At 45.9% G+C, this 14273-nt stretch carries 11 protein-coding genes; 7 read left to right on the top strand and 4 right to left on the bottom strand.

Annotation, left to right across the window (positions count from 1 at the left end; genetic code table 11):
• The first annotated feature begins 5 nt into the window (after positions 1-5).
• The 7 genes from NQ117_RS13380 to NQ117_RS24190 all read left to right on the top strand — a co-directional run bounded on the left by NQ117_RS13380 (position 6) and on the right by NQ117_RS24190 (position 10746).
• Complete coding sequence (locus tag NQ117_RS13380) at positions 6-1589, top strand: response regulator transcription factor (RefSeq protein ID WP_258278531.1); 1584 nt, start codon at positions 6-8, stop codon at positions 1587-1589.
• A gap of 657 nt (positions 1590-2246) precedes the next feature.
• Positions 2247-3194 (top strand): ABC transporter permease, encoded by a 948-nt coding sequence (locus tag NQ117_RS13385; RefSeq protein ID WP_375163071.1) that lies wholly within the window; start codon positions 2247-2249, stop codon positions 3192-3194.
• Between the two features lie 17 nt (positions 3195-3211).
• Positions 3212-4129, top strand: a complete 918-nt coding sequence (locus tag NQ117_RS13390; protein WP_258278533.1) for a carbohydrate ABC transporter permease — start codon at positions 3212-3214, stop codon at positions 4127-4129.
• 112 nt (positions 4130-4241) lie between these two features.
• Positions 4242-5723: an ABC transporter substrate-binding protein gene (locus NQ117_RS13395; protein ID WP_258278534.1), complete on the top strand. Its 1482-nt coding sequence runs from the start codon at positions 4242-4244 to the stop codon at positions 5721-5723.
• 184 nt (positions 5724-5907) lie between these two features.
• On the top strand, positions 5908-7191 hold the full coding sequence (locus tag NQ117_RS13400; protein WP_258278535.1) for a glycoside hydrolase family 125 protein: 1284 nt from the start codon (positions 5908-5910) through the stop codon (positions 7189-7191).
• 75 nt (positions 7192-7266) lie between these two features.
• A complete protein-coding gene (locus tag NQ117_RS13405; protein WP_258278705.1) occupies positions 7267-9993 on the top strand; it encodes an alpha-mannosidase in 2727 nt (908 codons plus the stop codon).
• Between the two features lie 669 nt (positions 9994-10662).
• Complete coding sequence (locus tag NQ117_RS24190) at positions 10663-10746, top strand: putative holin-like toxin (protein ID WP_222429819.1); 84 nt, start codon at positions 10663-10665, stop codon at positions 10744-10746.
• A 338-nt stretch (positions 10747-11084) separates the two neighbouring features.
• Here the strand turns inward: NQ117_RS24190 and NQ117_RS13410 are convergent, their stop codons facing one another.
• The 4 genes from NQ117_RS13410 to NQ117_RS13425 form a co-directional block, all read right to left on the bottom strand.
• Complete coding sequence (locus tag NQ117_RS13410) at positions 11085-11993, bottom strand: transporter substrate-binding domain-containing protein (RefSeq protein WP_258278536.1); 909 nt, start codon at positions 11991-11993, stop codon at positions 11085-11087.
• Positions 11990-12772, bottom strand: a complete 783-nt coding sequence (locus NQ117_RS13415; protein WP_309137877.1) for an amino acid ABC transporter ATP-binding protein — start codon at positions 12770-12772, stop codon at positions 11990-11992. Before NQ117_RS13415 ends, NQ117_RS13410 begins: the two co-directional genes overlap by 4 nt.
• A gap of 92 nt (positions 12773-12864) precedes the next feature.
• On the bottom strand, positions 12865-13518 hold the full coding sequence (locus tag NQ117_RS13420; protein ID WP_258278537.1) for an amino acid ABC transporter permease: 654 nt from the start codon (positions 13516-13518) through the stop codon (positions 12865-12867).
• Positions 13499-14164 (bottom strand): amino acid ABC transporter permease, encoded by a 666-nt coding sequence (locus NQ117_RS13425; RefSeq protein WP_258278538.1) that lies wholly within the window; start codon positions 14162-14164, stop codon positions 13499-13501. The genes NQ117_RS13420 and NQ117_RS13425 overlap by 20 nt, the downstream gene beginning before the upstream one ends.
• Positions 14165-14273: the final 109 nt, after the last annotated feature.

The raw sequence follows: 14273 nt of genomic DNA on the forward strand, positions 1-14273 counted from the left end.
ACGACTTGTTTGAAGTATTTCTAGTAGACGATGAACCGTTCATCATAGAAGGGCTGCAAAGCATTTTAGAATGGAACGATTATGGTTTAACGATTGTAGGTCAGGCTGAAAATGGGGAGGCTGCTTGGCAAGCTTTGCAGGAGCGGCCGGTAGATTTGGTTGTCACCGATATTATGATGCCGAAAATGACAGGGCTGCAGCTCATTGAGCGGATGAAGCATACACATCCTCATACGCGCTTTATCATTTTGAGCGGTTACAATGAGTTCGGCTATGTGAAGGAAGGCATTAAGCTTGGGGTAGAGAACTACTTGCTGAAGCCGATTAACTTGGAGGAATTCCGCGCTACATTGGAAACGACCGTGCAAAAGATGGAGCAGTCTCGTTCCAGTCAGCTGGTCGAACAGCATAATCGTGACATTTTGCGTGAAAATGTGTTGTATCGCTGGGTACGGGATCAGATTCATATGGAAGAGCTGCAGCAGCGCGCAGATATGCTGGATTTGCAATTTAAGCATGCGTATTACTGGACGGTACTTGTGCGTATGGAGGGGGAATATACGCCTGACATTCAACAGATTCAGCAGGAACAGCTATGGTTTGCTGCCAATGAATTTATGCGTTCCTTCGAGTACAGCTTCATTGTGCGTGAATGGGACGGTGAAGTTGTATTTGTATTTGGCCTTGGGGATGAACAAGCGGATAAAGAGCTGCTGCTAGGAGCATTAAAGAGCTGGAAGCAGGAGATGGAACAAAAGCTGGGCGGTATTCCGCTGCAAGTAACAACAGGCAGTATTCAGGCAGGATACACGAAAGCAGCGCAAAGCTATGCTCATGCCAAGCAGCTTCAGCCGTATCATCTCGTGCGTATGGATGAAAATATTTTGGATTACGAGGAAGCCATGCGCTATCGTTCTTCAAGACCATCGTCTTTGCAGCCTGATATTGAGTCTTATGTGCGGCTGTTGTACGCAAAAAATAGGGAGCATTTGCATGAGCAGCTAGAGCAGGACTTCCTCCATCTGACGGAATCGGATGGAGCAGAGCCACGTGATGTGCACAACTTTGCTGTTGAGTTGTTAATGGTATGGAAGCAGTCTATTAAGGAGACGGCGATCCAGTTGCCTGTCAAGGATATTGATTGGTTTAGTGAAGTCTATCGCCTTCATTCCCTAGATGCAATTAGGGAGCATGTAGCGAAAATAGCCGATCACCTGATCGACTTGCTTACGCAGCCGCAAGATATGTCTCCAGTTGTGAAGCAGGTGCTGCAGCATATGGAGGAACGCTATGCGGAAGAGCTGTCGTTGAAGACCTTAAGTCAGGTGTACAATATCAACCCTGTTTATTTGGGGCAGCTGTTCCAGAAAGAGATGAACGGCACGTTCTCTGATTATTTGAACAAAACGCGTATTAAAAATGCGAAGCGTCTATTAATAGAGACGCATTATCGCATGACCGAAATCGCAGAGAAAGTCGGCTATTGGGATAAAAGTTATTTTTATAAACAGTTCAAAAAGTATGTAGGCACCTCGCCTAAAGAATATCGGGAAATGCGAAGCGGTGTGGAACAAGAACTCCGTTCCTAATGGGAAGGTCTTGAACGTGCTCGAACTTGACATCCTTGATTGGTTGCGATGTTAGGGTCTATTTCCTAACAATATGGTATGGCATCTCAATAGGACTTGTGTAAAGTCGCTATTGTACGATGATGTTTCCTCTAACGGTCGCCAATAACGTTATTTTAATGAAAACGTCCATATTAGAATTCTAACGGTCGTCAGAGCGCCTATTCTAGCAATGATGGCAAATGTCATCGCTTCATTTGACGAATAAGCTCTCTGGCATCCCTTACATTTCAAAATAAGTGAATAAAGGCTGGTTAGCCTCTGTGGCAACCGTTAGTGAAATCATGATGTACATGTGCAATGAGCAGCTTCCTTATTTCGCACTATTCGCTATTCGCGCCTTCTCATGCTAGGCTGGCCGAGTACCAAAGTAATAAAGCTCGCTTATTGAAGAGCAAGAAATCGACTAACGGACATGACTGACCTTGAATATTTGAGTAATTAACAGACGTAATAAAAGGCTTACTAAGCTATATGTAATAAGGGTATTCATCATTTGGTGTCCTAATTATAGCCAATGTAAGCCCTTTCTTTATTTTGTACACCAAATCTAAAGTTTGTTAACTATAGAAAATACATCAGATCCTGTACGCTTAATTTACATTAAAGCAACGGGGGATGAATCGGATGCAAACGATTACGAACAGCTTAAAGAACCTCTATCGCAACCGGATCTTTCTTCTCATGGTACTCCCGGGAGCACTATGGTTCTTGTTCTTCTCCTACCTACCGATGCTCGGAACTGTTATCGCTTTCAAAGATTACCGAATACATCGGGATGGATTCTTTGCAGGCTTGATGCAGAGTGAATGGGTAGGCTTCGAGAATTTCAAATATCTGTTTAGTACGAATGATGCTTTCTTAATTACACGGAACACAATCTTGTATAACTTTGTGTTTATCATTTTAGGTTTGGTATGTTCCGTCGCAATGGCTATCATCCTAAGCGAGATTGTGAACAAGCGTCTAGCAAAGGTTTATCAAACAGGTATGTTTTTACCGCACTTCCTGTCTTGGGTTATCGTCAGCTACTTTACATTCAGCTTCCTGAGTGTAGACAAAGGGGTTATGAACCAAATTCTTGCTTGGTTCGGCGCGGAACCTATCTCGTGGTATTCCGAGACGAAGTATTGGCCTTACATTTTAACCTTTATGAACATTTGGAAAGGCGTCGGTTACTCCAGCGTTGTTTACTTGGCAGCGATTGTTGGTATCGATAAAACGTATTATGAAGCTGCGATGATTGATGGAGCGAGCAAATGGCAGCAAATTCGCCATATTACGCTTCCATCGATTACACCACTGATTACGATTTTGACGCTGCTAGCGATTGGTCGGATTTTCTACGCAGACTTCGGTTTGTTCTATCAAATACCGCGGAACTCTGGTCCGCTGTACCCAGTTACGAACGTTATCGATACGTACGTCTATCGTGGATTGAAGGCGACAGGGGAAATTACGATGAGTACGGCAGCAGGTCTATATCAGTCGTTCATCGGTTTCATTCTCGTCATCACATCGAACTGGATCGTACGCAAATCCAACAAAGACAACGCGTTGTTCTAACGTAGGGAGGACTAACTATGCGCAAGAAAAAACATCGCGACGTCCACCATCTCTCACCAATGATGAATGTGGTGTTCAATATTATCGCAGGCGGATTCGCTTTACTCTGTGTATTCCCGTTCTTATTCGTTGTCATTATCTCGTTTACAGATGAGGCGGCGTTGAACAAAAATGGATATTCGATTTGGCCTGAAAAATGGAGTTTCGCTGCTTATGAGTACATTTTCAAAGCAGGCGATCAATTACTTCGCTCTTACGGGGTAACCATCTTCATTACTATTGTGGGTACGCTTATCAGCTTAGTTACGATTTGTTTGTTCGCTTATGCGATATCTCGGAAGAACTTCAAATATCGTGGATTCTTCTCCTTCATGGCCTTTTTCACCATGCTATTCAATGGTGGTCTTGTACCAACGTACATGGTCGCTACACAAGTGCTGAACTTGAAAGACAGCATTTGGGCATTGATTCTGCCATTGGCGGTAAACGCATTCTACATCTTGATTATGCGTACGTTCTACAGCACCTCAGTTCCAGATGCGATCATCGAATCTGCGAAAATTGATGGTGCGGGCGAACTGCGAGCATTCATCACAATCGTGCTGCCGATTTCCTTACCAGGTATCGCAACGATCGGATTGTTCGCGACGCTAGGCTATTGGAATGACTGGTTCAATGCTTTGCTCTACATCGACAATCCGAACATCGTTCCATTGCAAGCGATGCTGATGCGAATCGAGAACAGTATGCAGTTCTTGATGAACAATGCTCAGCTAAGTGCATCGGGTCAATCGTTGGAACTGATGCGTTCCTTGCCTGCAGAAGCAACGCGAATGGCACTTGTCGTACTGGCAACAGTACCTATCGCTTGTGCATATCCGTTCTTCCAGCGCTACTTCGTTCAAGGTTTGACGATTGGTGCAGTAAAAGAGTAATGCCGGGTATTCCTGCTCTGGCCGCTGATTGATAGGGGATTCAGGGTCATAGGTGGTCAGAGCAGACACCATATATGCAATTCATCACGCTTATACAAAGGGGTTGACAAGAATGGCTAAAGCAAAAAAATTGCTCATGATGACGTTCTGTCTCGTAATGGTCGCATCTCTTGTTCTCACAGGCTGCGGCAGTAAAAAAGAAGCAACTGGCGGTAGCACAGAAGGCACAGCTGAAAAGCCAGTTGAGCTGATCTGGTACACAATCGGTACTCCACAAAAAGACGTAGACAAAGTAATGGCAAAAGTCAGCGAGTATACGAAAGAAAAAATCGGTGTAACCGTCAAGATGAAAATGTATGACTGGGGCGAGTACAACGAGAAGATGCAAGTAATCGCGAACTCCGGTGAGCCGTATGACATCGCGTTCACAGCTTCTTGGGCATTCGACTATGTAACAAACGCGAAGAAAGGTGCTTTCCTAGCGCTTGATGATCTTATGGCAACAAAAGGCCAAGATATCGCGAAGAACGTTCACCCATCCTTCCTAGAAGGTGCGAAGATTGATGGCAAGACGTATGCAATTCCAGTAAACAAAGAGTTGCCTGCACAGAAAGTATTCCGCTTCAACAAGAAGGTTGTAGATAAATACGGTATCGACTACAAAAACGTGAAAACGCTTCAAGACCTTGAGCCGATCCTTGCGAAAGTAAAAGCAGGCGAGCCAGGTATGTATCCGCTATCTGCGGATAAGCAGTTCAAATTCGGTTTGAACTATGACTTGATCTCTGAGAACTTGCCGATCGGTGTTGCTTTGAATGACACAAATGAGCTGAAGCTTGTGAACGTTCTTGAGCAGCCTGATACGATGAAAGACTTGGAAACAATGCATGAGTACTACAAAAAAGGTTACCTGAAGAAAGATGCTTCTACTGCTTCCAGCGGAGATGAAATGAAAACAGGTAACTGGCTCATTGATATGCCAGATACACAGCCGTTTGCTGACGCATTGTGGTCTCAATCTATGGGTTATGAAGTTGTTTCTACACCTTACACGAAGCCATATGTATACAACTGGTCTGTAATGGGTGCTATGCATGCGGTATCTGCTAACTCTGCATACCCAGAGAAAGCAGTAGAGTTCTTGAACTTGCTGAACTCTGACAAGACACTTCGCAACATGATCAACCATGGTATCGAAGGCGAGCACTTCAAACGTGTTGATGCAGAAACAATCGAATTCTTGCCTGCTAAAACAGAAGGCTACGATATGCCAGGCTTCACATTGGGTAACTTCTTCCTCTTGGATAAGCTGCCTACAGACCCTAAAGACAAATGGGAGCAATTCGAGAAGTTCAACAACTCTGCTGAAAATGCACCATTGCTGGGCTTCCACTTCAACGCGGATAGCGTGAAATCTGAAGTGGCAGCATTGCAGAACGTAAAAGAAGAGTTCTACGCTTCCTTGTTCACAGGTACAGTAGACCCTAAAGTTTACGTGCCAAAAGCAATCGAGAAGTTCAAAGCAGCTGGCTTGGATAAAGTACAAGCTGAAATGCAAAAGCAATTGGATGCATGGAAAGCGTCCAAAAAATAAGTTTCGATGTGATTGGGGCGAACCTTCGTCTGCTGCAGCATTGACAACAAGAACGCAACATCCCGCAGAAGCGAAGTGAATAGCCCGATCTATGCAATCAGGTGGAGCATCGGCTTCACCTGATTGTGTCTTATATGAGCATCATCTTTTCATTTTTGCCTTAGGAGAGAAGGAGAGAAACGATATGGAACGTCTACCCCAAGCCGTGCTTCGCGTGATGGAAGAAGCATCAACTCGATTGAACGATAATGAGAAACTGAAGCAGTTGTTCCTCAACTGTTTCCCTAATACGCTGAAAACGACGACAAAGCTGCATGAGGATGGCACTTCTTACGTGTTCACAGGTGACATTCCTGCGATGTGGCTGCGCGATTCCAGCGCCCAAGTTCGTCAGTACTTGCCCTTGGCAGCAGAAGATGCAGACGTACGCCGCATTATTGCGGGCCTTGTACGCAAGCAAATGAAGTATATTCAGATCGATCCGTATGCAAATGCATTCAATGAGACTCCTGTTCCACTAGAAGAAATTCATCACCGTGATATTACGGAGTTGAATGGCTGGGTGTGGGAGCGAAAATATGAGATTGATTCACTCTGCTATCCGATTCAACTAGGATACTTGTACTGGAAGACAACAGGCGATGCTTCGCTGTTTGATAGCGAATTCCGCCATGTTGCACATATCATTATGAACTTGTGGACGACAGAGCAGCGCCATTTCGAGCAGTCCCCTTATCGCTTCCAGCGTCAAGATTGCCGTCCAACAGATACGCTTAAAAACAATGGTATGGGTATGCCAGTTAACTATACAGGCATGACTTGGTCTGCATTCCGTCCAAGTGATGATGCATGTACGTTCGGCTACTTGATCCCGTCCAACATGTTCGCGGTTGTCGTCCTTCGTTATTTGGAGGAGATTGCACGCGATGTGTATCAGGATGAGCTGTTCGCAGAGAAGGCGGGTCGATTAGGCACAGAGATTGATGAAGGCATTCAAGCCTATGGTATCTTCCATCACCCGAAATACGGAAAAGTATACGCTTATGAGACAGATGGGTACGGCAACTACAACTTGATGGATGACGCGAACGTACCGAGCTTGCTAGCGATTCCGTACCTCGGTTATACGTCTGCTGATGATCCAATTTATCAAAATACAAGAAAGCTCATTTTGAGCGAAGATAATCCTTACTACTACGCTGGTAAGCAAGCACGTGGTATCGGCAGTCCGCATACGCCGAAAGATTACATCTGGCATATCGCTTTGTCGATGCAAGGTTTGACGGCTAGCACGGATGAAGAAATTAAAGAGGTTATCGCGATGCTCGTTGATACAGATGCAGAGTTGGGCTATATGCATGAAGGCTTCCACAAAGACGATGCAAAGCAGTTCACGCGTGAATGGTTCGCTTGGTCCAACAGCTTGTTCTCTGAGTTGATCCACCGTGAGTTCTGGTTGAAGAAATAGATTATGAAATAAATTGCTCTGAAAAGAGAGCAGTAACGAATTGAAACGCCCTTCCATAGGAGAGGAGAGACAATGATGACGAAAAAAACAGCTCATATTATTTCCCATACACATTGGGATCGTGAATGGTATATGCCTTATGAATATCATCATGCACTCTTAGTAGAATTGATGGATACATTGCTAGAAACACTTGAACGCGATCCGAACTATAAGAGCTTCCACCTCGATGGACAGACGATTATGCTTGAGGACTACTTGCAAGTACGTCCAGAAATGAAAGGCAAGCTGGAGCAATATATTGCGGAAGAGCGTATTCATATTGGACCGTGGTACATCCTACAGGACGAGTTCCTGACGAGCAGCGAAGCGAATATTCGCAACTTGCAGATCGGTCACCGTGATGCGAAGCAATATGGCGGTAAAATTTCGAAAGTGGGCTATTTCCCAGATTCCTTCGGTAATATGGGGCAGGCACCGCAAATTTTGAAGCAAGCTGATATTGACGTGGCGATGTTCGGTCGCGGCGTTAAGCCAACAGGCTTCAACAACCAAGTGTCTGAAGATGCGTCCTACGAGTCTCCATTCTCTGAAATGATCTGGCAATCGCCAGACGGTTCCCGAGTCATCGGTATTCTATTTGCGAACTGGTACTGCAACGGAATGGAAGTGCCGGTAGATGAAGCGCAAGCAGTAGCATATTGGGAGAAGCGTATTCCAGATGCAGAGAAATTTGCTTCGACGGATCATCTATTGTTCATGAATGGTTGTGACCATCAACCGATTCAAACGGATTTGTCACAGGCGATCGAAGTGGCGAAAAAGCTGTTCCCAGACGTAGACTTCGTACACTCCAACTTTAACGAGTATGTAGACCGTGTGCGTGAGGAATTGCCTGAGAACTTGAAGACAGTAGAAGGCGAATTGCGCAGTCAGCGTACAGATGGCTGGTACACCTTGGTGAATACGGCATCCTCTCGTGTGTATTTGAAGCAGATGAATGCGGACAACCAGACATTGTTGGAAAAAGTAGCGGAGCCGTTGGCAGCATTTGCTCATCAAGCAGGCAAGTCTTATCCGCATCACTTGTTCGTTTATGCTTGGAAGACATTGATGCAGAACCATCCGCATGACAGCATTTGCGGCTGTTCTGTAGATGAGGTTCATCGCGAAATGGTGACGCGCTTTGAGAAGTCGAAGCATATGACTGAAATGATCGTGAACGAGTCTTTGGATTCCTTGTTGCCGCAAATCGATACGATGGCATTTGACGGCAAGCGTGCAGTACCGTTCACAGTGTTCAACACAGCTGGCTATGAGCGCAACGGTGTTGTAGAAGTAACGCTTGAACTGAAGCGTCGTTACTTCAGCGAAGCGCATCCAACGGTGTTGGCGGCGGAAATGAAGCCAGAGCCGATCGAGCCAGGTGCGGTTATTGATGCAAACGGCAATGTGATCGATTGCGAGTGGGAAGATGCAGGCGTGATGTTCGGCTATGATCTGCCGAAAGATAAGTTCCGCCAGCCATATATGGCACGCATTATTAAAGTGCGTGTACAGGCGCAGCATATTCCAGCGTTCGGCTACAAGACGTTGGCATGGGTGCCTGCTGCAGAAGCGGGTGCAGCAGCAGAAGCTAAGGCAAGCCTCGTTACAGGCGAGTTCATGCTGGAGAACGAGTTCTTGCAAGCAGAGGTTCAAATTGACGGTGCATTGAAGCTGACGGATAAGCGCACAGGACACGTGTATGATGGCCTTAACGTCTACGAAGACGCGGGTGACATCGGCAACGAGTACATGTTCCGTATGCCGCAAGGTTCTACACCGCTAACGACGAAGAGTGTTCTGGCTGAGCGCAAGCTAATCGAGAATACAGCATTCCGTGCGGTGATCGAAGTTACGCATAACTGGAGCATTCCGGTATCTGCGGATGAAACGTTGAAGCAAGAGATATTGGACATCGTGGACTTCCCGAAACGTCAGGCACAGCGCTCCACAGAGATGGTTCCATTCGTGATCGTAACGCGCTATACGCTTGACCGCGGTGCAAAGCGTATTGATGTGAATGTGACGATGGAGAATCAATCGAAGGATCATCGTGTACGTGCGTTGTTCCCAACAGGCTTCACGGCTGAAACGCATGTGGCAGATTCCATCTTCGAAGTGGCACGCCGTAATAACGTGCTGGAGAAAGAATGGCAAAATCCAAGCAACGACCAGCACCAGCAAACATTCGTCAGCGTAAGCGACGGTGCGCACGGCTTGACGGTTGCGAACATTGGTCTGTGCGAATACGAAGTATCGCAAGACAACAAGAACACGATTGCGGTGACACTGCTTCGCTCTTCGGGCGAGCTTGGCGATTGGGGTTACTTCCCAACGCCAGAAGCGCAGTGCCTTGGCACGAATACCGCTTCTTACAGCATCATCCCGCATGCGGGCGACGTTGTGACGTCGGGTGCATACGCGGAAGCTTACAGCTTCCCAGTGCCGTTCCTCGTGCGTCAAACGGACGTGCACGAAGGCCGCTTCGCGGCAGACCATGCCTTCTTGGCATGGGAAGGCGAAGGCGTCGCGTTCTCTTCCTTGAAGATGGCGGAAGAGAGCGGCGACATGGTTGCGCGCTGGTACAACCTCGCGCACGAACCGCGCGCGCTTAGCGTTAAGCTGCCAGCAGCAGAGAGCGGCTTCTACCGCTCGGACGTGCTGGAGCGCGCAGGCGAAGCAATCGCCAGCGCAGACGCGCAGCGCGCTAACATTGACCTTGGCGCAGCGGAAATCTTCACGCTCGGCATGAAATAAATTGAAAAGGTTGGCTGCCCTCTGTGTTCACGCAGAGAGGCAGCCAACCTTTTTTACATGCAGAGTATGGACTAAAGTGCAGCTATTTTAACTAGAAATCGTTATTTTTTAATTGATGCATTGTTAAATTGGTTCTAATCGATTTTATAAGAACTCATAATGCTTTAACGGACAATTATGCAGTTATTTAATCTGAAAACATGCTTATTTGGGACATTATCGTCAAAAATACATTTATTTTTGTCCACTTTGACCTTTACCGTGCATTATCAAGAAAAATACCTGCACATTTGTCCTTATTAATCTGAAAATGATGATTTCTACTTAAAATACCTGTACTTTTGTCCATATCATCATGGCTTATGTCGTCAATCAAGTTTCAATCGAAGGGTTGCAATCAAATTAAGCAGGAGATTTTTAGAATACGCTGCTGCTCTGCGTTAGCTGAATAGCTGTTTATTGTTAATACGGGGAAAAGCAGTGAGCAGGAGAGTGCAACTTTGTGCAAGCTCGAACGTGAATCTTAAAGTTGGATAAATTTTTACCAAAAGTAGTTCATATGAGAAACATTTGTTAATTCCAGCGCGTAAATCATGATATAATGAGACAAGCACAAAAAGGGCCATAAGGGCGCGGTCGGCTAGCTTCCCCAGAGGGAGGTGATGCCCCATGTCAGTGTACGAAGCGCTTACGCTTATGATAAGCTTTGGGACGCTTCTCATCGCGCTGATATCCGTTAATAAACGGAAATAGACCGCCCCCCGCAAAGGTTCGGTCTATTTCTGTACCGTTGCTTATTGCAGCCGGCCGCTCTTATTGCGGTGTTGTGCCGGAGCCATGTTGACGCATGGCTCTCTTTTTCTATGATTATTATAACCTCAAGGATTTATTCCGTAAACCTACGAAATAGTGAAAATCGACAGCACAAAATCCCCTGTCCTATGAGTAGGATAAGGGGTGTTTCGTGTATTAAACGAAATTGATGCAATTGTATACAAAAAACATCTTTTTTCTGACGATTGCATATGCATTTCTTCGTTTTTTGTCTCTTTGTATGCTGCTAGCCACAGACAGCTCAATAACCTCGCTCATTACTGCCACTTTCCACCCTCCACAATAACATCATTCGGATTCACATCAGGTCCAAGCTCGCTGCGTAAATACTGATCGTATAGCTTTAGCAGATACTTTTCCTCGCCGAGCTTCGTTAACTCCTGATTCACCCATTCACGTAGTTCGTCATTGCCCTTTTGCACCGCTGGAGCAATGGGTGCCTCTTTCTCTAATTTATCTACGAGTATGGTGTAGCCAGCATTTTTGCGTGCCCATGCATAAAGGATAATGTTGTCCTGTGCATAGCCATCTCCGCGTCCATCTTTGAGCGCTTGTAGAGATTCCGTATTTTTATCGAATTTGATAAGTTCAACATCTGGATAGTTTTTCGTCAAATAAATATCGGCAGTCGTACCTTTCGTAACAATAATATTCTTGCCTTTAATGTCTGCTAGCGATTGAATGCCGCTCTGATCGTTCACGATGAGCTGGGTGGCTACCTTTAAGTTCGGATTTGTAAAATCAACGGCCTGCTTGCGCTCTTCAGTAACCGTCATATTAGCGAGAATAAGATCGACTTTTCCGCTTTGCAAGTAAGGTACACGGCTGGCTGGCTCTACAGTCACGAATTCAATCTTCGATTCATCGCCAAGCAAGTCTTTGGCAAAACGCTTTGCCAGATCGGTATCGAAGCCGACATAGTTGCCTTTCTCATCCACAAAGCCGAAGGGAGGTTTATCGGTAAAGATACCAACGATCAGCTTGCCACGGTCTTTAATTTGCTGTAGGGATCCACTTGCGCTCGATCCTGCTGTGTTCGATTGGTCAGTCGCAGCATCTTTACCATTCGACGGCTTGCTGTTCTGTCCGCTGCAACCTGCCAATAACGCCGTTATAAGTAAGACTGCTGCAAGTATGGTTGCAAATGATTGAAATGTCCTTTTCATATGATATCTCTCTCTTTCCATGTCTCTACCTCATAAAATTGCTGCAAAAATCGCTTGGCGCGATCCGTCTGCGGCTCTGAGAAGAAGCTCTTTGGATTTCCCTGTTCTATAATGGAGCCTTTATCCATAAACACAATTCGGTCTGCCACGGCTCGTGCGAAGCCCATTTCATGCGTGACGATAATCATCGTCATTCCTTGTCGTGCCAGCTGAAGCATTACTTCAAGGACGTCCTTCACCATTTCTGGATCGAGGGCAGCGGTCACCTCATCAAACAGCATGACTTCTGGATTCATACACAGTGCGCGAACAATCGCGATTCGCTGCTGTTGTCCACCAGACAGCTCGCGTGGATAAGCATCTCGCTTGTCGAGCAAGCCGACGCGTTCGAGAAGCTGTTCCGCTTGCGCAAGGGCTTCCGTTCTGCTGCGCTTCTGGACCTTAAGGGGGCCGAGCAAAATATTATCTATTACTTTCATATGAGGGAATAAATGATAGCTTTGAAACACCATCCCGATGCGCTCGCGCACAGCCTGCCATTGTTGAACCTTCGGTGTAAGCTCCAGCTCATTAAAACGAATGCTTCCTTCATCTATGAGCTCAAGTCCGTTCAGGCAGCGAAGCAGGGTGCTTTTGCCGCAGCCGCTCGGTCCAAGAATTACGGTGACTTCGCCTCGTTGGATAGTAAGATGAATATTTTTCAGGACAACTTGCTTGCAAAATGACTTGCCGACATTCATCAGCTTCAAGATTGGTTTAGAAGCAGCGTTATGTGTCATTCATCTGTTCCTTTCTCTTTATGAAGAAGTAACGAGGTTATTTCCTTTTGTCGGATGAACAGTAGGGTCTCAGCTTTATCTTCATCTTCATATTAGGTCATCCGCTTTTCCAGCTTGCGCGACAGGACAGACAAAGGATAGCAAAGTATGAAGTAGAAGAAGAACAGACTGCCGTAAATCATAACGGCTTCGCCAGTTCGCTCAATAATTTGCTGTCCTACCTTAACGACATCAGTTACTCCAATGAGTACCGTTAGTGAAGTGGTTTTAATAATCCGTGTGTACACATTGATAGATGGCGGTATCATTCTGCGGATTGCTTGTGGAAAGAGAATGTATCGATAGAGCTGAAATGTACTGAGACCTATTGAACGTCCTGCATCACTTTGTCCGCGAGCTATGGATTGAAAAGCCCCACGTGCTACTTCGCCAATCTCTGTAATGCCCCATAGGGAAAGAACGAGTACCGCACAGGCGAAGCTGGATAAGTGAACATCGAAAAATAGCGGGATACCAAAATAAACGAAGAACAGCCAAACTAGAATTGGCAGGGAACGAAACAGCTCCAAATAGAAGCGCGTCAGTAGGTTTAGCCATAATATACGAATCGTTTGCAGTGCCCCGAACAAAATACCACCAATCGTACTGATTACAATACTATAAAAGGCGATTAATAAAGTTTGTGTGAGTCCTTTTGCGAGTTGCGGCAAAGATTGAAAGAGTAGTTCAAGTCCCGATAGTTCCATGCTGGTACCTCCTTTCAACCCAAGAGAGCAGACATGAAAGCGGCAGGAACAGTAGGAGATAAATTGCAGTCATCATGAGGAGCATTTCGTATGTTTTGTAATAGAGTGCGATATAGTTTGTTGTCGTATATAAAATTTCAGGAATGGCAATAGCGGAGACGACGGTCGTTTCTTTGAGCAAAAATATAAAGTTGGCAAATAGAGCTGGGGTACTTATGCGTAATGCTTGTGGCAAAATGATATAGCGGAATAATTGGGCTCTGCTTAAGCCTATTGCTAATCCGGATTCCTCCTGGTCTGTAGGTACGGCGTCTATGCCCGAGCGGATCACTTCTGTTAAATAGCCAACACCTAAGAAGGTCATTGCGATAATTGCGGTGTCATAGTTGGACAGCTTAATACCAACTGAGGGAAGAGCAAAATACAAAAAGAATAGTTGGATAAGCAGCGGTGTGTTGCGAGCTATCTCCACATGGATGCGGACAAGCATGGTTAAGATAGGTACGCGGTTATACAAAATAACGTTATATATGCTCGCTATGAGCAGGGAGGAAGCAATGACGATAGTTGCGATCTCAACAGTAAGCAGAGCGGCTTGGATAAAGTCGGGAATGCGTTCGATCATGAAGGCAGTATCAAGCTTCATCTTATCACCTCTTAGGATAGTGAATCGGTTCCTACTCCCGCGCGCTCCTGCGACGACGAGGGAGGGTGCGGGGGCAGGAGCATGGCTGCAGGGTAGGAACCTAGGTGGA

This window comes from Paenibacillus sp. SC116, assembly GCF_024733555.1.
Classification (GTDB): domain Bacteria; phylum Bacillota; class Bacilli; order Paenibacillales; family Paenibacillaceae; genus Paenibacillus_B.